Annotated in this window: 16 protein-coding genes and 1 pseudogene; 8 read left to right on the plus strand and 9 right to left on the minus strand. The window is 68.6% G+C overall.

Annotation, left to right across the window (positions count from 1 at the left end; all coding sequences use genetic code 11):
• Positions 1 to 212: 212 nt before the first annotated feature.
• A pseudogene (locus K9S39_RS39975) lies at positions 213 to 338 on the minus strand (MFS transporter); the annotation flags it as partial.
• Positions 339 to 437: 99 nt separating this feature from the next.
• Positions 438 to 560 (minus strand): hypothetical protein, encoded by a 123-nt coding sequence (locus tag K9S39_RS42220; protein ID WP_283113305.1) that lies wholly within the window; start codon positions 558 to 560, stop codon positions 438 to 440.
• Positions 561 to 796: 236 nt separating this feature from the next.
• On the opposite strand from K9S39_RS42220, the gene K9S39_RS39980 reads away from it, so the two are divergent.
• The 3 genes from K9S39_RS39980 to K9S39_RS39990 all read left to right on the plus strand — a co-directional run bounded on the left by K9S39_RS39980 (position 797) and on the right by K9S39_RS39990 (position 6,412).
• Positions 797 to 2,587: a sugar-binding protein gene (locus K9S39_RS39980; RefSeq protein ID WP_248868178.1), complete on the plus strand. Its 1,791-nt coding sequence runs from the start codon at positions 797 to 799 to the stop codon at positions 2,585 to 2,587.
• A 730-nt stretch (positions 2,588 to 3,317) separates the two neighbouring features.
• Positions 3,318 to 4,370 carry a DNA-3-methyladenine glycosylase I gene (locus K9S39_RS42585; RefSeq protein WP_319949620.1) on the plus strand — a complete coding sequence of 351 codons (1,053 nt, stop codon included), beginning with the start codon at positions 3,318 to 3,320 and terminating at the stop codon, positions 4,368 to 4,370.
• Between the two features lie 416 nt (positions 4,371 to 4,786).
• Positions 4,787 to 6,412 (plus strand): FAD-dependent oxidoreductase, encoded by a 1,626-nt coding sequence (locus K9S39_RS39990; RefSeq protein WP_248868179.1) that lies wholly within the window; start codon positions 4,787 to 4,789, stop codon positions 6,410 to 6,412.
• A 106-nt stretch (positions 6,413 to 6,518) separates the two neighbouring features.
• On the opposite strand, the gene K9S39_RS39995 is transcribed toward K9S39_RS39990, so the two are convergent.
• The 7 genes from K9S39_RS39995 to K9S39_RS40025 form a co-directional block, all read right to left on the minus strand.
• Complete coding sequence (locus K9S39_RS39995; RefSeq protein ID WP_248868180.1) at positions 6,519 to 7,262, minus strand: SDR family oxidoreductase; 744 nt, start codon at positions 7,260 to 7,262, stop codon at positions 6,519 to 6,521.
• 193 nt (positions 7,263 to 7,455) lie between these two features.
• On the minus strand, positions 7,456 to 8,979 hold the full coding sequence (locus K9S39_RS40000; protein WP_248868181.1) for an MDR family MFS transporter: 1,524 nt from the start codon (positions 8,977 to 8,979) through the stop codon (positions 7,456 to 7,458).
• A gap of 116 nt (positions 8,980 to 9,095) precedes the next feature.
• Positions 9,096 to 9,620 (minus strand): cupin domain-containing protein, encoded by a 525-nt coding sequence (locus K9S39_RS40005; RefSeq protein WP_248868182.1) that lies wholly within the window; start codon positions 9,618 to 9,620, stop codon positions 9,096 to 9,098.
• Positions 9,621 to 9,774: 154 nt separating this feature from the next.
• Complete coding sequence (locus tag K9S39_RS40010; protein WP_248868183.1) at positions 9,775 to 11,007, minus strand: class I adenylate-forming enzyme family protein; 1,233 nt, start codon at positions 11,005 to 11,007, stop codon at positions 9,775 to 9,777.
• A gap of 6 nt (positions 11,008 to 11,013) precedes the next feature.
• Complete coding sequence (locus tag K9S39_RS40015; RefSeq protein WP_248868184.1) at positions 11,014 to 12,492, minus strand: amidase; 1,479 nt, start codon at positions 12,490 to 12,492, stop codon at positions 11,014 to 11,016.
• Between the two features lie 100 nt (positions 12,493 to 12,592).
• Complete coding sequence (locus K9S39_RS40020) at positions 12,593 to 13,711, minus strand: 3-dehydroquinate synthase II family protein (RefSeq protein WP_248868185.1); 1,119 nt, start codon at positions 13,709 to 13,711, stop codon at positions 12,593 to 12,595.
• The gene (locus K9S39_RS40025; RefSeq protein ID WP_319949621.1) at positions 13,708 to 14,547 is read right to left on the minus strand and encodes a 2-amino-3,7-dideoxy-D-threo-hept-6-ulosonate synthase; all 840 of its coding nucleotides are present in this window, start codon (positions 14,545 to 14,547) and stop codon (positions 13,708 to 13,710) included. The genes K9S39_RS40020 and K9S39_RS40025 overlap by 4 nt, the downstream gene beginning before the upstream one ends.
• A 341-nt stretch (positions 14,548 to 14,888) precedes the next feature.
• Here K9S39_RS40025 and K9S39_RS40030 point away from each other — a divergent pair, with 341 nt between their 5' ends.
• The 5 genes from K9S39_RS40030 to K9S39_RS40050 all read left to right on the plus strand — a co-directional run bounded on the left by K9S39_RS40030 (position 14,889) and on the right by K9S39_RS40050 (position 21,407).
• A complete protein-coding gene (locus K9S39_RS40030; protein WP_248868186.1) occupies positions 14,889 to 16,085 on the plus strand; it encodes an FAD-dependent monooxygenase in 1,197 nt (398 codons plus the stop codon).
• A 1,021-nt stretch (positions 16,086 to 17,106) separates the two neighbouring features.
• On the plus strand, positions 17,107 to 18,171 hold the full coding sequence (locus tag K9S39_RS40035) for an IS701 family transposase (RefSeq protein WP_454896263.1): 1,065 nt from the start codon (positions 17,107 to 17,109) through the stop codon (positions 18,169 to 18,171).
• 372 nt (positions 18,172 to 18,543) lie between these two features.
• The gene (locus tag K9S39_RS40040; RefSeq protein ID WP_248868188.1) at positions 18,544 to 19,629 is read left to right on the plus strand and encodes a 50S ribosomal protein L11 methyltransferase; all 1,086 of its coding nucleotides are present in this window, start codon (positions 18,544 to 18,546) and stop codon (positions 19,627 to 19,629) included.
• Between the two features lie 39 nt (positions 19,630 to 19,668).
• Positions 19,669 to 21,090, plus strand: a complete 1,422-nt coding sequence (locus K9S39_RS40045; RefSeq protein ID WP_248868189.1) for an iron-containing redox enzyme family protein — start codon at positions 19,669 to 19,671, stop codon at positions 21,088 to 21,090.
• Positions 21,087 to 21,407, plus strand: coding sequence for a Rieske 2Fe-2S domain-containing protein (locus K9S39_RS40050; RefSeq protein WP_248868190.1), 321 nt, complete (start codon positions 21,087 to 21,089; stop codon positions 21,405 to 21,407). Before K9S39_RS40045 ends, K9S39_RS40050 begins: the two co-directional genes overlap by 4 nt.
• Positions 21,408 to 21,450: the final 43 nt, after the last annotated feature.

The raw sequence follows: 21,450 nt of genomic DNA on the forward strand, positions 1-21,450 counted from the left end.
CGCCAAAGATGCCGTTCGGCGCCGGAGCCAAGGCGTCTGGGCCCCCACCGGAGGGGTGTAAGGCGGACGTTCGGGAATCTCATCGTCCTTCGCCGGCGCAGGTTTCTCCAGCCTGGCCGTGCTTCGCTTGTACGACTTCCCCGGCTTCCGTACGTCCAGGAAGGCATCGCCGGCGACCGGGTTGCCCAGGAGGGGTATCACTCTGTCCGGGTTGGCGCCGCTGCGGCGAGGAAGTTCGCCGGTGCCAGCAGGAGCATCACAGCGCACAGCATCAGCCGGCGGTCGATTCGGGCGGTCGCCAAGGTGACGATCGGGGCCGATATACGGTCGTCGAAGCCTTTGGGGCGTGTGGCCGTGGTGGTCATGAAATCCATTCGGTTATGTGCATGCCGTGCATTCAGCGCATTCCCCGCATTCCGCTGGTTGTGTCATCCACTTCAGCGGTACTCGGCGGCCGAGGTCCGGCGGGTTTGCGTCGTGACCGTCACGGATGCGGGCCGCGCCGGCCCGGCCGGGTGCAGCCGACTGGCGACGCCCGCCCCGGCGTCGGGATCACTCACACGGACGATCTCAGCCGATCGACGAATGCGGATAAGTCGGAAAGTTCATCCTCTGGACAGGGCTCTGACCGGAACCTTGCAACGGCTTTCACCGGGGCCATGCAACTGGTTCCCACCTCTGACCGGAGCCGCTGCCTGACGGAAGGGAACCCGACATGCCTCTGCGTGCCCGCCCGCCTGCCGCTCGTACCGCTCGGCGTAGCGCACGTACAGCCCTCGTCACTGGGATCGCCGCGTTGGGCCTGACAGCCGGCGCGTTAATCCCCTCCCCGGCGACCGGCGCGCAGCGGCCCTCCGAGGCGACGCCGTCATCCGACCCCGCCCACACCGACGTCCTGTTCATCGGCGCCCACCCGGACGATGAATACCAGTCGCTGGCCGCCTTCGGGCAATGGATCGAGCGGGACGGGCAGAGCGCCGGCGTTGCGACCATTACGCGCGGCGAGGGCGGCGGCAACGCGGCGGGGCACCAGGAAGGTGCCGACCTCGGGCTGATCCGGGAGACCGAGGAACGGTCGGCTCTCGGGCCCATCGGCATCCGTAACGTCTTCTACCTCGACAAACCGGACTTCTGGTACACCCTCTCCGCCCCGCTGACCACACGGGTCTGGGACGGCCCGCCCAGGAAGCCCGATACCCTGGAGCGGCTCGTCCGGCTGATCCGCGCCACCACCCCCAAGACCGTGGTGACGATGGACCCCCGCCCCTTCAACCAGCACGGCGGCCACCAGCTTGCCGGCCGCCTGGCGACCGAGGCGTTCCAGCTGGCCGGGGACCCCGACGCGTTCCCGCAGCACATCAGCAAGGAGAACTACCAGCCTTGGCGGCCGACCCGGCTGCTGGCTCAGAACTGGGGCTTCAAGGGGCCGGTCGGCTCCGGCTGTGCCACCGCCGAGGAGCGCGACCCGCATACCGGGCTGCCGCAGCAAGGCGTCTGGGAGGGCGAGTGGTCGAAGAAGTACGGCACGACCTGGGCGCAGCAGGAGCGCAATGCCGCCCGCAAGTACGTCACGCAGGGCTTCGGCTCCCTCCCCGCCGAGATCACCACTCCTCGCGACAAGCTGGGCTGCGACTGGTTCTCCGTGCTGGCCGAGAATGGTGAGCCGGTGCCCGCCCCTGTCCATGAGCAGCAGGAGCTGCGCCCGCTGTTCGCCGAATTCCGGGACTGGACGAAGAAGGTGGGGATGCCGTGGCTCGCCAACGATGCGCAGCCCAGCTACCCGGACGCCCCCACCACCACGATCCCGGCCGCCGCGCAGCGGCCCAAGGTCGACGGCGAAGCCTCCGCTGGCGAGTACCCGGGCGAGGAGCTGAAGCTGGTGCACTGGCAGGACAAGGAGTGCAGCTCGGCCGACGACTGCTCGGCCACCGCCCGCCTCGCCCGGCACGGCGATGACCTGTACGTTCTCGTCGAGGTCACGGACGACTTCATGGGCGCCGCGCTGGCCCAGGCCGACTGCAAACGGCACTGGCGCACCGATTCCGTCGAAATCGGCCTTGACCCACGCGGCGACTCCGATGACACCTCGACCACGTTCAAGGCCGGGATCCTTCCGTTCACCTCCGAGGGCGGGGCGTGTGCGGCCCGGGACGCCGACCACCATCAGGGGCCCGCTCACGAGACGGCCCCGGGCATGGAGGTCGCCTCTCTCGTGCACCGGCCATATACGGGATACACCGTCGAAGCGAAGATTCCGCTCACCGGGCTGCCGGACACCGTTCACCCCGAGGCGATGACGGCGAACATCATGGTCTACGACTCCGACACAACGGACAAGATCGGCAAGACGCGGCTCGCCTGGTCGCCGTTCGGCAGTGCCCAGGCCGACCCGTACGTCTGGGGGACGGCGCGGCTGGACGGCTACACACCGCCCGGGGGCAGGCCGCCCGCCGGGGATCCGGTGATTCCGCTGGAGGCGGCGAAGAGCAGCAAGTCTCCCGCCTCGGTCGACCAGTGCCATCGGACCGGCGTGCCACTCGCAGCGGGGCCTCGTCTGGGGGAGCCATGTGTCGACCCGTGGCAGTAGTGGCCTGAATCGGGGCCGGCACGGGGGCGCGCACTCGGAGGCCGCCGGCGGACGGAGCCGGCGGCCGGGCGGGGCAGGGGCTTGTCGTGAGGGTTGTCGTGCGGCTTGGCGTGAGGAGGGGCCCGTGGCCGCCTCGACATCTGTCGCGTCGGCATCTGTCGCGTTGACGCCCGGCCGGATCGACCGCTGCCCGACAGCCCGCCCGTTTCCCGCTATTGCGTGTATGACGGACTGAACACCACAGGGATCGGGTCCCGTCCGGGCGTCTGCCACGCAGGCAGGTCCGGCAGGTCGCTTTCGGCACGCTCGCGGTGCGTACTTCCCGGGGCGCGTTCCCCGCGCCGTACACTCCCGCAGGCGCTCCCAGCGGGACGGCCGGAACTGCAACGACCGGTGGACCAGCACGAGATCGAGAGGCTGCTCGTCCTCCCAGCCGAACCCGGGAGCCGACGGTGTGGCACGCATCGGCAGATAGATCGAAGTCCCTGGGGAGCGTGCCGCGAGGAGCCGCAGAATTCCGCACCTGTGCTGCGCGCCGAGTCTGCGTCACCGCTCCGGTGTCACAGAGGAAGCCTTTGGCCCCGCCCCTCGCGGCGGGTGCCGCCCCGCATGCCCCGGGAGGGCAGCACGATGTCCGAAAACCGCCGGAAGTTCGCCCGAGGTACGCACAGACTCGGCTGTGCGGCAGCCGATGTCGCACAGCCCTGGCCGGATTGCGGAGCGCCGGCCGATGAGTGAATGCGCGGGCGGAGTGGCAGGAACGACGTACACGCTGATCGATCGGGACGGGCGGCCCTACCGGAGCGCTGCGCCCGGCTCGTTGGGCGGTTACCGGCCGGGCAAGTTGTACGGGCGGCTCGACTGCCCCTCCGCGCTGCGCGCCCTCGCCCGCGGTCAGTACGTACGTCACCGGGTCTTCTTCGCCGACGAAGACACCGCCGTCGCGGCCGGATACCGGCCCTGCGCGGTGTGTATGCCCCGCAAGTACGCACAGTGGAGGGCTCGCAGGGAGGGGGTCCCCGAGTTCTCCGGGTTCTCCGGGCGGGGCAGTCTTGGAAGAGAGAGTGAGAGCGTGACCATGGCATCCGATACCTCACGTGGTGCGTCGGCCGCACAACCGACGGAGGCGAGGCATGAGCCGGCGGGAAGTGATGCGGAGGCGGGTGTGCCCGGCGGGGCCGTGGTGGGCGAGGATGGGCTGGGGCGCTGCCGGTGGGCCGTCTCACATCCGCTCAACCTGCGGTATCACGACACCGAATGGGGACTGCCCGTCCGCGGGGAACGGGCCCTGTTCGAGCGGATCACGCTGGAGGCGTTTCAGGCCGGGCTCAGCTGGCTGACGATTCTCGCCAAGCGCCGGGCCTTCCGTACGGCGTTCGACGGTTTCGACCCCGAGGCCGTCGCGGCCTACACGGACGGGGACATGGCACGCCTCATGGGCGACGCCGGGATTGTCCGGCATCGTGCGAAGATCGAGGCGGCACGCACCAACGCGCGAGCCGTTCTGGCGCTGCGCGAGCACGGCGGGCTCGATCGGCTGATCTGGTCGCACAAGCCCCGCCGCACCCCGGTGCCCCGTACGGTCTCCGAAGTTCCGGCCCGAACCGCCGAGTCGAAGGCGCTGGCCGCCGAACTGCGGTCGTACGGCTTCCGGTTCGTCGGGCCCACCACGAGTTATGCCCTGATGGAGGCCATCGGCCTGGTCGACACACATCTCGTCGGGTGCCATCGGCGTGGGTCCTCGGGGCTGTATGACGAGTCCTTCGGGGCATATGACGAGTAGAGCGATCTACGTCCGCCACTCAGTCAGTTGTCTTGGGCCAGCCGGATGTCTTGCCGGTCTTGCAGAAATTATGTGGCAATATCCGCTACCGGCTTGAAATCCGGCGCCTCCCGTTTCATTATCGCGGTGACTCCTGTTCGCACGGGGCCGGAGTGCCCTATGCCGTGGGTGTCCAGGATCCGGGGGGAGATCTGTTCTTTGGCGATTCTTTGGCGCTCCATGCGCTCTCTACGCCTCTTTGCGCTCTGTCTGTTTGCGATATGACATTGATCGCGCAACGGTTGGACCTTCGGCCCTGGTGGCGTACGTGCCAATCCGTCCGCTGCTGCTTTGCGGTCGGGCAGAACAGGGATTCCCGTCTCACGGGGATCGAGTAGATCCGGGGCAATTCACTGAGGAAGGGCTCGACAACAGCCATGACGAACGATCAAGAGAATCAGGTACGGGGCGGGAAGCCGAAGGGGCATAGGCCCGAGAGAGCTCCCGCGGCCGAGTTCCGCGCGACGGAGATCGCGCCGGCCGACCCCCGTTACGCGGATCTGGTGCGCGGTATGAACCAGCGCTGGGTCGGGCGTCCGGAGTCGGTGCGGTTGGTCGACTCCACTCGCCAGGTCCGAGCCGTGGTGCAAGAGGCGGTCCGGGACGGCAAGAAACTGACGATCCGCGGCGGTGGGCACTGCTATGAAGACTTCGTCTTCAATGCCGACACCCAGTTAGTGCTCGACATGTCGGAGATGACATCGGTCTACTACGACGAGCGGTTCTCCGCGTTCGCCGTGGAGGCCGGTGCGACGCTGCTGGACGTCTACGAGCGGCTCTACAAGGTGTGGGGCGTCACCGTCCCCGGCGGCATGTGCTACTCGGTCGGGGTGGGCGGCCATGTCAGCGGTGGCGGATGGGGCATGCTCGCCCGGCAGCACGGACTGATCGTCGATCACCTCTATGCGGTCGAGGTCGTCGTGGTCGACGCCCACGGCAAGGCCCGCACAGTGATCGCCACACGCGAGAAGTTCGACCCCAACCGGGAATTGTGGTGGGCCCACACCGGGGCCGGCGGGGGCAACTTCGGGGCGGTTACCCGGTATTGGTTCCGCTCCCCGCAAGCCACGGGCCGCAGGCCGGAACAGGCTCTCATCAAGCCTCCGAGCGAGGTGCTGATCAGCGCCCTCGCCTGGCCCTGGGAGGATATGACCAAGGAGGCGTTCGCCAGGCTCACCCGGAATTACGTGGCCTGGCACATGGCGGACGAGAACGCCCTGCCCGGCAGTTCCTACAGCGGGCTGATGAGTTCGCTGCTCCTCAATCACAAGTCGAACGGCCAGATAGGGCTGGTGTCCCAGATGGATGCCACGGCTCCGAATGCGGAGAAGCTCCTGGAACTCTATATCGCCGCGGTCACCGAGGGCGTCGATATCGAGCACGGCCCGGTGACCAACACCATGGGCGAGCTCAAACCGATGCCGCAGTGTCACAAACCGCAGCGGATGCCGTGGATGCAGGCCACGCGGTACTTCGGCACCACCAACAACACCCTGGTCGATCCAACGCTGCGCGCCGACTACAAGTCCGCCTACAACAAGCGAGCCATGACGGGCAACCAGATCGACGCGCTGTATGAACACTTGGCTCACACCGACCTGGAAAACCCCCGCGCCATGGTGCAGTTGAGTTCCTTCGGCTGCGCGGTGAACAGCGTGAAGCCGTGGGAAACCGCGAGCGTTCACCGTGATTCACGTTTCAAGCTGCTGTACCAGACGTACTGGAATGATCCGGCCGACGACAGTGCCAACATCTCGTGGCTCCGGAACTTCTACGAGGACGTATACCAGGAAACCGGGGGCGTGCCCGTCCTCGACGACACCACCGACGGCTGTTACATCAACTACGCCGACATCGACCTCAACGACCCCCGGCACAACGCATCCGGAGTGCCCTGGTACACCCTGTACTTCGGGGACAACTATCCGCGTCTGCAGGACGTCAAGGCGAAGTGGGACCCGTGCGACCACTTCAATCACCGGCAGTCGGTGCGATTGCCGTAACCAGGCCCCTGGACCGGGCCGCGCCGTGCTGTCGTCTCGCCCAGTACCGATTGCCCCGGGCGAGACGACAGCCGGGCGGCGACGTCCGAGGGTGTGACGCCTTGGCTCAGGCGCCGAAGCCGCCGTCGATGTCCAAGCTCGCACCCGTGACGAACGCGGCGTCGGGACCGGCGAGATAGGAGACCATCGCGGCTATCTCATCGGCCCTGCCGAACCGGTCCAATGCCATCCAGCCGAGCATGCTGCTGGCCATGGGGCCGTCCGCAGGATTGGCGTCCGTGTCCGTCGGGCCTGGCTGGATGTTGTTGACGGTGATGCCGCGAGGGCCCAGTTCACGGGCCAGGCCACGGGTCAGCCCCGCTACCGCCGCCTTGGTCATGCCGTAGACGGAACCGCCGGGGAAGGGGATCCGGTCGGCGTTGATGCTGCCGATCGTGATGATGCGGCCGCCCTCCGGAAGATGCCTGAGCGCCTCCCGGATACCGACGACCACGCCACGGATGTTCACGTTGATCATCGTGTCGATGTTGTCGATGGGCAGCTCTTCCACGGGGCCGAACGTGCCCCCGCCGGCATTGTTCACCAGGATGTCCAGGCCGCCCAAGGACCGTACCGTCTCGTCGACGGCCGCCGCGATGTCCTCGTCCTTGCCGCTGTCGGCCTGGACGACCGTCGCCCGTCCGCCTGCGGTGCGGATGCCGGCGGCGACCTCCTCGGCGCGGTCCTTGGAGTGGGAGTAGGTCAGTGCCACCGCGGCGCCATCGGCCGCCAAGCGCTGTGCGATCGCCGCCCCGATGCCACGGGATGCTCCGGTGACCAGGGCGACCTTGCCGCTGAGCGTGTCCGTCACGTGATGTGTCCTCTCACAGGTATCTCGATGGTGTTTCTCAGGCTTCGGTGCTGAGTGGTGTGGGGCACTGCCAAGTGGTGCTTGGGCAGTGCGGAGTGGTGCTTGTGCGTGCTGACTGGTATGGGCAGTGCTGAGTGGCGCGCTGGTCCCCGGCGGACGACGCAGGCTCCGTCGTCGGTGGTGCCGCGCCGGATCAGGTTTCTGCCGGGGTGCTGGCCCGCTCGGCGCGTGGCAGGAACAGGGCGACGGCCGCACCGGCCACGCACAGCCCCAACGTCCACCAGAAGGCCCCGCCGAACGCCTCGGTGATCGGCCCGGCCAGCTGGGGTGCGGATATGACCGATGCGGAGGCACCGGTGGGGCCCAGGCGGTCGGTGAGCTGCTGCTGGACGACGACGGCGAGCAGGGCGGTGCCGACGGAGCCCCCCAGCTGGATGGAGGCGATCAGAGCGCTGCTGGCCCGGCCGGTGTTCTCCGGGGCGATGCTGGTGAATCCCGTGGAGAGCGCCGGGGCGAGGGTGGTGCCCAGGCCGACACCGCGTATCAGCAGTGCGACAACGAGCAGGCCGGTGTCGTCGGCGGGGTCGAGCTGGGTGTACGCGAGTGTGCTGACCGCTGCGATGGCCATGCCGGCGAGGACGACGGCACGTGGGCCGAACCGCGCGACGAGGCGTCCCACCACGGGCAGGATCAGTACGGTGCCGACGCCCTGCGGGGCGAGCAGCAGGCCGGAGGTCCATGCGTCAAAACCGCCGGCCTGCTGGAAGAAGAGCGGCAGCAGGAACATCACGCCGTAGACCGAGGCACCGAACAGGAATGCGCCGAGGGCGGCGGCGGTGAACCGGCCGGTGGCGAACAGCCGCACATCGATGAGGGGCACGCCGCGCATCCGCAGGGCGTGCACCACGTAGGCGATGAGCAGGACCGTGCCGACGCCGAACGACACCAGGACGACCGGGGAGCCGATCCCCCCGCCGGTGGCCAGCTGGGAGAAGCCGAGCAGCAGTCCGGCGAGGGCGGCGGGCAACAGGGCGAGCCCGGTCACATCGAGCCGGGAGGCGGCACGCTGTTCGCGGGGCGGGTCTGCGGGCAGGATGCGATGCGCCATCACCGCGCACAGCACGCCCAGCGGCACGTTGAACCAGAACAGCCACCGCCAGTCCAGGCTGTCCATGAGCACGCCGCCGATCATGGGGCCGAAGACCGGGGCGAGGGTGATGGGAATCTGGATGAGGCTCAGCACCGTGGTGGCGCGTTTCGGGCCGGCAGCGCGGGCCAGCATCGTGAGCATGATCGGCTCGAACATGGCGCCGCCGATGCCCTGGACGACGCGGGAGCCGATCAGGGCGCCGGCGGAGGTGGCGACGGCGGCCAGGACACAGCCGATGAGGTAGACGACGAGGGACGCCTGCCAGAGGGCCTTTTCCCCGAACCGGTCCATCGCCCAGCCGGCGATCGGGATGGCGACGGCGATCGCCAGCAGATAGGCGGTGCTGACCCACTGCACGGTGGACAGGGACACCGAGAACACTTCGGCGAGCCGCCCCATGCCCACCGACACGATCGTCGTGCTGAGCAGGGCGATGACGGCGCCGAGAGCCAGCGTCGAGCCGAGGGGCAGCAGACGCGTCTGCGCCGGTTCACTCCCTTCGGGTGGCCGCTCTGCGATCGGGGGGTTGTCGACTTCCGGCGGTTGCGCCGCCGCGGTCTCTTCCATCGTTACCTTCCGTGCTGTCATGGCGTTCGGTGGCCGCGTGCTCCTCGCGTGGGCGCGGCAGGCGGGGCTGCCGTTGAGGTGCGGAGTCAGGCCGTCGTGGCTGCCGGTCGGACGGGTCAGCCGGCGGGTTCGTCTCCCGGCTCCCAGCCGTAGCGCGAGCCGATCTCCGCTATCCGCCCGAAGTGTTCCGCGGGCCAGGGCTGTGGGTGTTCGCCGGGCCTGGCCGGATCTCCGGCTTCGAGGAAGAACTTGTCGAACCCGGCGGGGGTGAACAGAAAGACCATCTTCGCCACATGCAGGCCGGTGTTCTTGAACCGGTGGGTGACCCCGCGCGGTATGAAGACGAAGTCACCCTGACGGGCGGTGAAAGTACGTCCCGCGTCCAGCACTTCGAGCTCACCGGAGAGCAGGTAGTACGCCTCGTCCTCAGCTTTGTGCACATGCGCGGCCGGACCACAGCCCGGAGGCACGGATGCCTCCAGGAAGGCCAGGGAACCGCCGGTGTTCTCATGGCTCGCCTTGACGGTGTAGGTGTCGCCGTCGACCCAGACGGTGGGGCCCTCTCCGGCGGGCACATGAAGGACGCGTTGGGGGCGCTCCGGCCCGTCCTCCTTCCCCTGCGTTGTCGTTGCCTCGGTCACGGGGTCCTCCAGCTCGGGTGAGGTATGGACGGGGATCGCTGTGCTGCCAAGCGTCCGGTCCAGTGGATCGTCCGGATCAGCGGATTTCACATGGGGAACACCGCCCGGCCTGGATGGGTTGCATGCCGGGCTGACCGCCAGCCCGGCACGCGCCTCAGACGGGGACCGAGCCGTCCCTGCCGAGCTGCCGGACGACCGTGCGCTCGGCGAGCTGCCGCTGGGCGCTACCGGCGGTCAGACCCCGCCGGTCGGCCAGCGGATCGAGCCGGCCGAGCAGCCGCAGCGCCCCGTCGGCCGGATCGACCTCGACGAGGTCACGTGTGCACAGCCAGCCGCCCGGCAGGCGTCCCCCGTCCGCGAGGAAACGCGCGGGAGGTTCCTCCGGCGCGAGATAGGGGGATCCGGGCAGCCGTACCTGGAGTTCCCCGGAGACCACCCGGACCTGGACGCCGGGCGCCGGCACTCCGACCGTGCCGGGCCCGTGTTCTCCGGTCGCGTCGACCGCGATGACGCCCGTCTCGGTGGTTCCGTAGGCCTGTCCGATCCGTACTCCGAAGAGTTCGGCGAAGCGCCCACGGACCCGGGGGTCCAGCGCATCCCCGGCGGACAGGGCCACCCTCAGCCGCGGCAGTGGCGGTGCATCGTCCTGGGCGGCGAGGGCGGCGAAGTGCGCGGGCGTCCCGAGGACGGCGGCGACATCGTGGGCTCGGCAGGTGTCCAGCACCGACCGGGCGCCGCTGTCCCGGGCGAAGACCGGGACGGCACCGGTGTTCATGGCGTGCAGCAGACCGCCGATCAGCCCGAAGGAGTGCTCGGGCGGTGTGAGCAGCAGCGTCCGCTCACCCCTGCGGGGCATGCCGCCGATCGCACGGAACCGGCCGAGTTCGGTGGTGAGGGACTCGGCGGTGCGGCCGATGGCCTTGGCCACACCGGTGCTGCCGGAGGTGAACTGAACCAGGCAGTACGGGGTTTCCGCCGGGCGGCCGCCGACCAGACGGCGCACCAGGACCTCGCACTCGTCGTGGAAGGTGCCCGCGGCCCAGCCCGGGGCGTCGAAGGAGAGATGGTACTGAGGCCGGCAGCGGTCGAGGAGCGTGCCCAGCTCGCGGCCGCGCAGGCCGGGCCCCATGAGCATCACCTGGGCGCCGCACGACCACAGGGCGAGGAGCGCCCACATCTGCGTGAAGCTGCGGGCGCCCTGTAACGCGACGGTATGGCCCTCCCCGATGCCGTACGACCGGAGGGTGTGTCGCAACGACGCGACCTGGGAGCGGAGTTGCCCGTAGGTGAGCGTGCGGTGGGCGGTGGCCCATGGGGCGTCGGACGGGTTCCGGGCGAGCAGCCCGGAACCCCACCAAACGGCGTCCCGACGGGAGTTGAGAAACACCGTGGCTCAGCCTTCCCGCTCGCGCCTGAGCTCCAGCCGCTGGTAGCCCTCCTGCCAGGGCCGGCGGCGTTCCATGGCGGCGCAGGCGGCGACGACCTGCGGTTCGTCGAAACGCCGGGCGGCGACCTGCAGGCCCACCGGGAGCCCAGCCGGGGTGTAGCCGGCGGGGACCGTGGCGGCGGGGCTGCCGATGAAGTTGTAGAGGCCGGTCAGACACCATCCGACGAGCGGGTTGACGCGCTGTCCCGCGACCTCGGAGGGGCCCACGGTGGTGCGGTCGGGGCCATTGGCGATCCGTGCCACCGAGGTCACCGGGCTCACGATGAGGTCGTACTCGTCGAAGACGTCCTCAAGGGAGTCGAGGAGTTCGGTCCGCAGGACGTCCTCAAGGCGGTAGTCGACTGCCGAAGGGCGGGCGCCCATCTCCAGGAGTTCCAGGTAGGTGGGGGCCATCCGCTCGCGGTGCGCGAGGACATCCACCCCGGCGCGCCGCATACGGGTGATGAACTCGACCTGGCGGACCGCCTGGAGGCGCCGCCACAGTGCCGTGAACTCCTGGTGAGGGCGTGGCAGTTTGACGTCGACCTCGACGACTTCGGCACCGTCGTCGATGAGCGCTCCGAGCGATTCGCGTACGACCGCGGCCACGTCGGGCTCGACGGGGAAGCCGCCGAGGTCGGGGGAGTAGGCCACACGCATACCGGTGAGCGGACGCCGCAGGGCGTCCGTGAGGCGCTCGGGCGCCTCGGGAAGCGAGTAGGGGTCCCGGGCATGCGGGCCGGCCAGCACCTCGAACATCAGCACACCGTCTGCCACGGTGCGGGCGAGCGGGCCGTAGCACACCATGGGGTTGAGCAGCCCGAACGCGTTGGGCCGTACCACGGTGGGTACCCGGCCGAAGGTCCCCATCAGGGCGAACACCCCGCACAGGGAGCCCGGGACGCGCAGTGAGCCGCCCGCGTCCGATCCCTGGGCGAAGGGCACCAGTCCTTCGGCGACAGCGGCGGCGCTGCCGCCCGACGAACCGCCCGCGTTGGCGGTCAGATCGAAGGGCGTGCTGGTGGGCCCGAACAGGAAGTTGTCGGTGATGGCCTTGTGGCCGAACTCCGGAGTGTTCGTTTTGCCGACGACGATGGCGCCGGCCCGCAGCAGGCGTTCGGCGCTCACTCCGCTGGCCTTGGGCACTTCGTTCTCGAAGGCGTAGGACGCCTGGGTGGTGCGGATGCCCGCCACCGGGTCGAGGTCCTTCACGCCTATGGGCAGACCGTGCAGCGGAGGCAGCGGGGCGCCCGTGAGCACCTCGCGCTCGGCGCGCCGGGCGGCGTCCAGGGCTTCCTCGGCGCAGACGGTGACAAAAGCGTTGACGGTGGGGTTACGGCGCTCGATGCGGTCGAGGCAGGCCGTGACCAGTTCGACCGGGGACAGCTCCCGGCGGCGGATCAATCCGGCGAGGCGGGTGGCCGGCTGATAGGCGAGTTCATCCATGGTGCGACATCCCTCCACTTGGCGCTGCCGGCTCGGGCGCCCGCCTACGGGCCGAGCCTGGGGTGCGGCCCGTACGGGGCACCCGAGCCGGCGCTGGCCGCTATTTCTCGACGCAGAACTCGCCCACCGGCCAGCCGACATGGCGCTGATCGGTCGCGAGATAGCCCATGAGCTGGTCGCCCTGTGTGAGTTCGGTGACATTGCGCACCGCGTCCCCGGGGCCGAGGACCCGCACATGCCAGTCGTCCTGGACGGCGAGGCTCACGAGGGTGCCGTCGTCTGCCCGGGTCTTGATGGTGAGCAGCGGGCGGGACTCGAGCTTGACGCGTCCGACAACGACTCGGCGGGTGCGTCCGGTGGTGCTGACGGCCAAGGCGGTGTCGCCGGCGCCGAGTTCGCTCAGGTAGTTGGTGCGGTTGTCGGTGCCGAGGACGTAGGACTGCAGAGCGCCGGCATTGACGCGGAACGGGCGGGTCGGCATGTAGGGCAGGGGGTGGGTCTCGCTGGAGCACAGGATGAACCCGTGTGAGTACGAGCCCACCAGGATGCCTTCGTCCTTGTGCAGATAGCTGCAGGTGTCGACGCACACCCGGTCGCCGAGGCCGCTGTGTTCGATGGATTCCACGGTCAGCTGAGTAAGCGTCAGCGGCGGGGTGTCGGTCTGCAGGAGTTCGGCCAGTTCCAGCACTTCGGCCACGGACTTCGGTGCGAGCAGGATGCCCTCCGAGCCCTTTTCCAGCACATCCAGGATGATCTTCGCTTCCTCCAGCGAGTCCGCCCGGCAGATCAGCTGCCCGGGGGCCTTGTCGGCCGCGGCGATCACGATCTCCAGAGGGATCTTGGTGGGATCCTTGAAGGTGACCGCGGTGTAGGGCAGGGCGCGGGCGGCGGAGCACGCCAGCGTCAGCGAACTGTCATCGGTGACCGGGACATGGGCGGCGACCGAGTCCTGTCCTTCGAGGGCCCGGCCCTGCAGCACGGCGAGGCCGTCGTCGTCCGTGACCTCGGTGAGCAGTACGTCGTAGCCGTCCCAGCCCTCGGCGGTCCCGTGGCCGGGCGTCGGGGCGGCCAGCACCTTGCGCACGGTCGGGGGGAGGGTGGCCAGGATCTCCGGTCCGTCGTCGACGATGCCGTCGATGCGGGCATGCACCGCCGCCTCGACGAGTGCCGCACGCTGATCCGCGGAGACGGAGCGTATGTCAATCCAGGCGAACTTCACATCGCACCTGCCAGTTCGGGTAGGGAGGTTGTCTTCGGGGCGGTTTCCGGCCGTGGGCCGTGGACGGCGGCGGTGAGGGTGCGGACCGCCGCCGCCGGATCGGGGTTGTGGAACACCTGGCGGCCGACGGCGAGTCCTCGGCAGCCGGCGTGCATCGCGAAACGTGCGAAGTCGGAGAGGTCGCGGCCGCCGCCGGGACCTCCGGCCACGACGACCGGGACCGGAGTCTTGGCGACGATGCCCGCCATGTCCTCCGCGGAGTCCGGCGCGACGGTTTTCACCACGTCGGCGCCGAGGTCGACGGCGATGCTCACCACATGCGCGAGGAGCGCGGGGTCACGCGGATCCTGGATGCGGGGTCCCCGTGCGTACATCATCGCCAGCAGCGGCATACCCCATCGGTCACAGTCGGCCGCGATGGCGCCGAGGTCGGCGAGCTGCCGTTTCTCGGTGTCCGAGCCGACGTTGACGTGCACGCTGACCGCGTCCGCCCCGGCACGCACCGCTTCCTCGACGCCGCCGACGACGACCTTCGCATCGCCGTCGGGAGCGTGCGGAGTGCTGGCGCTGAGGTGAACGATCAGGGCGGCGCCCTGCAGCAGGCCCGGTTCGAGGGAACGGGCCCGCCCTTTGTGCACCACGATGGCATCGGCACCGGCGGCCACCACGTCACCGACGATCCGGCTGAAACCGGTGGCGTCGGAGATGGGGCCGTCGGCCACGGAATGGTCCATGGGAACGATGAGAAAGTTTCCGTCGCCGGGCCTTGAGAGCCGGGTCAGGCGCAGCGATTTTCCGCTCAGAGGTAGTAGGGGCACAACACCCTCCGTAAGCACGGGTGATACGGGAACCGTCAGTCGGAACTGCGGATTGATAAGGACCCGGGAATGACGAACTCATGGGAAACGGGCCGGAACATTCCGGGGTGATGACTTTCTGAGTGCTCCGGCTTCAGCCCGTGTACGTTCCGGCCGGGTACAGATTCTTATGTCCGCGCGGCGTCCTGGGCAACATCCTCGGGGCTCCCTTGCCGAACGGAGAAGAAGTTGAGGGCTACAGCGGTACTTCGCCGGTCGGGCGGAGGTCAATTTCCCGGAACAGGCAACTCCGTTGGCGTCTTCGGTGTTCTGCGGGTGTCCGTGTCCTGAGGGGCAGCGTGCCTGTGGAGGAGAAGCCGATGAGGAATGACATGCCGCCGCGTATCGCTGTGGTCGGAGGAGGGCTCGCGGGGCTGACGCTCGCGCTCGCGCTGCACCGCGCCGGGCTGGCGTGCCAGGTGTACGAACAGGCCCCACAGCTGGGTGAGGTGGGAGCGGGCATACAGTTGGCGCCGAGCGCGACCAGGCTGCTGCATCGTCTCGGCCTGGAGCCTCCGCTGCGATCATTGGCCGTGGAGCCGGTGGGCATGGAGTTCCGCCGCTGGGCGGACAGTTCGGTGATCAGCCGTGGGCTGCTGGGAGCGCACTGTGAGCAGCGGTACGGCGCCCCTTACTACGCGCTGCACCGCGCCGATCTGCATCGGGTGTTGGTCGAGGCGCTGCCGGCGGGCACGATCCGGCTGGACGCCAGGTGCGTCGACTTCCGGGAGGGGCCGGAGGGGGTGGTACTGCGGTTCGCGGACGGCACGGAGGCCGCGGCGGATGTCGCCGTCGGGGCCGACGGCATCCACTCCGTGCTGCGCCAGTCGCTGGTGGCCGACCGGCCGCGCGCCTTCGGCCAGTCCGTCTACCGGGGGCTGGTGGACGGCCGGCGGGTGCCCGAGCTGGTGGCGGAGCCCAGGGTGCTGCTGTGGCTGGGGCCGGGACGGCACTTCGTGTGCTATCCGGTGTCGGGGGGACGGCTGGTCAATTTCGTGGCGACGGTGCCCACCTCCGGCTCCACGGACGAGTCGTGGTCGCGCCGAGGCCGGGTCGAGGATGTGATCGCGGCGTACGAGCGATGGTGCGCGGATGTCACGTCGGTCATCGGCGCGGCGGACAAGGTGAGTCTGTGGGCGCTGCACGACCGGGCACCGGTGGAGCGATGGAGCACCGGCCGCATCACGCTCCTCGGTGATTCGGCGCACCCGATGCTGCCGTTCCTCGGCCAGGGCGCCAATCAGGCCGTCGAGGACGCGGTGGCTCTTGCGGGCTGTCTGCGGGACGCCGGGTCGCGCACGCTTCCCGCGGCCCTGGAGCGCTATGAGTCGATGCGCCGGCCCCGGACCACCGAGGTGCAGGAGCGTTCGCGAGGCAACAGCACGGCGTTCCATCTGCCGGACGGCGAGGCGCAGCGCGAGCGCGACGCGAGGATGGGTGCCCTCGCACCGGACGGGCCGGACTGGCTCTATGGATACGACGTCGAAGGCGCCCTGGCGGGCCGTCAGTCGACCTGAGCTGCTGACACCGAGGAGTAGCGAGCTGCTCCCTGGGACAGCGTGATCCGGGCCCCCTGGACGGCTCCCGGCCTCCAGGGGGCCATACCTCTTCCTGAGCGCGCCGTCCGACTCCCGCTCGGAAGGTCCGCGATGCATGGCTGAAATCATTCCGCGCCTCCAATGATCGCCACGGTCAAGTGATCAGGGTTTTCGGCGAAGTCCACAGAGGTCGGATCCCCCGCCCCCTTTCGTCGCACTCTGGCGTCAATTCTCCGCCCTGTCCTCTGGAACACCGCAGCGCCCCAGAAGGTTGCGGACGACGCGTTTCAGGAGCACCGTTCGAGTCAAACCAACGGGCAGGTGCTTTTCCGTGATCGATTCCGGTCTTGTCCCGTAGAGTTTCGTCCACACCGCTCCCACCAGGGAGTATCAACCACTGGTTGATCGCTGAAGCATCATGGACTTGGGGCTCGCTTTAGTTTCCTTTTGACTACCTTTTAGTTGCTGACTCTCCGACACCTGAGGTTCTCTGGGGGGCAGTCCGGTAAATGCACGGGGGAGCTTCGGGCGATCAAGAAATAGACTGACCCAGTGGTCTGTTTCTCGCCGCAGACCGGACCATTGGAAGTAGCGGGGGTTCACAACGGGCCTAGGTCAGAGCGGACCGGCTTCGGGCGGATTTGTCTACACGCTCACAACACCGGAATGATCTGACCCTTTTCGCGCTGCTCCGTGAGTGCATTCATCCCCTCTGCAAGCAAGCACGTACCGCGCCAGAGCGGGCGTGCGGCCGTACCGTCGCATGCCCAACGGAGGAGCTCTAGTGATCGTCACCCAGTGCGCCACCAGGCCGACGGCCGTTGCGATACCGAACGCGATAGCGGCCGCGGCGACCATGCGGAAACCCGCGCCCCCAGGGGTCGCCGACGTTCCGCTGCCGGACCCACCGTCCCCAGCCGGTTCCCGGTGCCCATCCGTCACTGCCGGCCAGCGGGTCCCAGCTGCCGGGGAAAGTCAACTGGCCGCTGCTCTCAACGAGTTGGGAGAGCTGATCGGTCCGCTTTTCGCCCGCCCCGAACCACGTGCTCAGGCGATGCAGTATGCCCTGGGCCTGCTCGCCGTCGGCGGGCGCAGCAACACCTGGCAGCTGGCTCAGCGGGTGGGGGACGCTTCGCCCTGGCGGATGCAGCGCCTGCTGACACGGGCCCGATGGGATGCCGACGCCGTTCAGGAAACGGTCCGCGGCTACCTCTCCGCATACCTGGGGCACCCCGGGGCGATGCTGGTCCTCGGGCAGAGCGACGCTTTGAAGAAAGGCGGGAAGACGGTCGCCGCGGCCCGGCAGTACACCGAGCTCACCCGGCGCGTCGAGAACTGCCAGACCGCCGTCATGACCGCCTATATCTCCCCGCGCGGCCAGGCCCTGATCGACCGTGAGCTGCATCTGCCGGAGTCCTGGACCGACGATCCGCAACGCTGCGTCAAGGCCGGCGTCCCCGAGGAGCGCCTCGCGTACCGGACCAAGGCCGAGCTGGCCCGGATGATGATCGAGCGCGCCGAGGCGTCGTCCGTACCGTTCCAGTGGGTGTGCGGCGGACAGGACTACGGCCAGGACGAGGAACTGCGCGGCTGGCTTGAGCAGAAAGGTATCGGCTACGTCCTCGCCGTGCCCGCCGGACGTCTCGACGCGGCCTCGGTCGCTGCCGCCCTGCCGAGGCAGCGCTGGTGGCCGTCCCCCGGTGCCCCGGGCGACCCCGGAACCGTTCCCGGCAGATGGACCCGGGTGATGGCACCAAGCGCACCGCATTGGGGACCGGCGGCGCCTCCCGGTGACGGCTTCGCCCGCTTCCTGTTGCTGCACCGCCGGCCCGACGCGCCACGGACCGAGTGCTATCTGGTGCACGCCCCTCGGGACACCCGATCCGGTGCCATGGTGACCGCTGCGCTGGCCCGCCACCAGGCGCGGCGCTACGTGGACACCGCCCGGCTGCACACCGGTCTCGACCGGCACGAGATCCGCACCTGGACCGCCTGGTACCGGCACACCACGCTCTCCCTCCTGGCCCTGGCGGCCCATACGGTCGCCACGAGCCGGACCGACTGACAACCGGGCAGCACCCAACTCTTGGGCCGTTCCGAGCGTTCTGTACGGAGTAGGCGCCTGCTCGTTTCCCGGTTCGACGACCATGGTGCCGCGCCGGGATGATGCCTGCGCAGAATCCGATGGCGATTCTCTTCTTTTACGGCTGCTCAGGTGTTGACTTGCGGAAAGTGTGGGTCAAATCCCTGCCAGTTTCTTGAAGGAATCTCCAAGTACCGCAGTAGGAACACACTCGGAAAGCCAGTCCTGTTGCCCCTTGCCCAGCCCCTGTGACGGATGCTGTCCTGAGCGAAGAACGACCCGCTTTGCCCCCATGGGCAGGACACAACCCCGTTATTTCGGGAATTCCTTCCGGAGGAGCGTGCACACACTGTCATGAGTATTTCCGCTAACTCCCTGACCAACGGGAGTAAAGAATTCCGGGACGAGGAATTCACCACGCCCGACGTCGACGGGTCTCCGGGACTGCGTCTCGCGCTCGCCTCGTTGCAGTCACAGGCGCAGGAGCTGAACCGGCTGGTGACCGCCACGCTCGACACCATGGCCCAGCCCCGGGAGAAGCTCGCCCCCCACACCGCGGCCTTCGCCGAGATCGCCACCCGTTCGATCCCGCGCTGGCACTTCGCGATGCTCAACGACACCGAACGCAATGACGCCCTCATCGTGGCGCTGGAGCGCCGGATCCCGGCCGGTGCCCACGTCCTGGACATCGGCACCGGCACCGGTCTGCTGGCCATGGCCGCGGCGCGGGCAGGCGCCGGACGGGTCGTCACCTGCGAGGAGAACCCGCTGCTCGTCGAGATCGCCCGCCAGATCATCGACCGGCACGGGATGTCCGACGTCATCACCGTGGTCAACAAACGCTCCACCCATCTGGCGATGGGCATCGACCTGGAGCGCCCGGTCGATGTCCTCATCTCCGAGGTCGTCGACTGCGGGCTGATCGGCGAGGGCCTGCTGCCCACGATGCGTCACGCCCGGGAGCATCTGCTCGCCCCGGGCGGGGTCCTGATCCCCGGTGCGGCGCGGCTGTACGGCCAGCTCATCCAGAGCGAGGTGACCAACGGGCTCAACCGGGTAGGAAACGCCGGCGGTTTCGATGTGTCGCTGATGAACGTGGCGTCGACCCGCGGGCACTTCCCCGTACGGCTGCACACCTGGCCGCACGACATCCTCTCCGGCCCCGTCGAGCTGCTGGACTTCGATCTGCTCGACGGTCCGCTGGAGGCCGGAAGCCGGGCGGTACGCCTGCCGGCCACCGCCGCGGGACCGGCACACGCGCTGGTCGCCTGGTTCGAACTCGACCTCGGCTCCGGAGTCGTACTGCGCAACTCTCCCGACAACGTCGGGTCCCACTGGATGCAGGCGCTGATCCCGTTCGACAAGCCCGTCCCGGTCACCCCGGGCGACGAGCTGGACGTGGAACTGCACTGGACCGACTACAGCCTCTCCGCGCGCTGAGCATCCGTACCCATCTCACAGGAAGGCCGACTTGATCAGATGAGCCACACTCCGTTCCCCTACGAACCGTACGAACTGCACGGCAAGGAGCTGCGCGACGCGGTCGTGCGCTATGCGAGCAACCCCCTCTATCTCGACAACGAGGAGTGGGAGAACAGCGACAACCCCTATCGGCGCCAGCTGCGCCCGCAGGTGCTCGCGCACCTGGACTTCGACCGTGTCCCGGGACGCGACGAATTACTCGACTACAGCAGCCTGGCCGTGCAGCGACTGCTTACCACGGTGTACGAGGCCGACCTGGTCTTCCTGCCCAAGTCGGGGCTGAAGGGCACGTGGGAGGACTTCAAGCGGTTCTACAGCCCGACCAACCGGGTGCTGGGCGAGATGATCCGGCCCGCGCTGGAACGGTATGCCTTCGGCTTCCTCGACAGGGAGGTGGAGACTTCCGGGAACTGGACGGCCGAGAGCCTGGAGGCGTATCTGGAATCGCTCAACGCCCACGAACCCGCCGGGGCTTCCCTGGCCGAGCAGGCCATCGCCGACTCCACCGACCGTGAGCGTGCGGCCCGTATGTGGCTCATCCAGTTCGCCCCGGACTTCCTCTCCGAGGCGTCGCCGATGATCCGGAACGTGCTCGGCTACTACGGTGCCGCCCAGTCCGAATGGTTCAAGATCATCATCGATGAGTACGGCTACGGGGTGCACGACACCAAGCACAGCAAGCTCTTCGAGCGCACCCTGGAGTCGGTCGGCCTGCAGGCCGATGTCCACCGGTACTGGCAGTACTACCTCAACAGCAGCCTGCTGATGAACAACTACTTCCACTACCTGGGCAAGAACCACGAACTGTTCTTCCGGTACGTCGGCGCGCTCTACTACACCGAGGCCACACTGGTGGACTTCTGCCGCCGGGCCACCGCACTGCTCAAGGACGTCTTCGGCGACCGCGTCGACACCCAGTACTTCACCGAGCATGTGCACATCGACCAGCACCACGGACGGATGGCGCTGGAGAAGCTGATCCGCCCCCTCGTCGAGGAGCACGGCGAGGAGATCATTCCGGAGATCGTCCGGGGCATCGAGGAGTACCGCCGCATCCAGGACCTCGCCGACGAGGACTTCGCCACGCAGATCGGCTGGATGGACAACGGCCCCGAGTTCAAGAAGCTCCACGCGCCTGTGTGGGAGGCCATCAAGAGCGGCCGGGTGACCGCCCCCGTCGCCGATATCGTCGAGCCGTACGGCGAACTGTCCAACACCCACTGCCACGACGGTGACGAACTGTGCCACATCGTGTCCGGGACGATGAAGTTCGTCTCCGGCTTCGACTCGCACCAGATTCTCGAAGCGGGCGAGGGCACCGTCATCCAGCGCAACCGTCTGCACGGCGCGATCATCGAGTCCGAGGAGTGCGTCTATCAGATCCACTCGGTGGGGGACTACAAGAAGTGCATGTCGTGACGTTCTCCGTGGCCGGCCGGAACAACTGCGCGGTGGTGGCCGGCGAACCCTATGTCTACGCGCGGACCGACGAGGGGGCCTTTGTGATGCGGGCCCGCTGCCCGCACCGCGGTGGCCCGCTGCACCTGGCCACGCTGGCCCCCGAACGCAACCGGCTGGTGTGCCCGTGGCACGAGCGCAAGACGTCGCTGACCCGGCTGCGACAGGAGATCCCCGCTGTGCGCAGCGGTGACACCGTCACCGCGGTCTTTCCCGGGACGCCCGACGCCACGGTCGGCTTCGGACACCGGCCGCTGTCGGTGGACCTGGCGGGATGACTTCGCAGCGCGGCCGGGACTTCGGCGGTCCCGGCCGCGGCAG

It is taken from the genome of Streptomyces halobius (assembly GCF_023277745.1).
Lineage (GTDB): Bacteria > Actinomycetota > Actinomycetes > Streptomycetales > Streptomycetaceae > Streptomyces > Streptomyces halobius.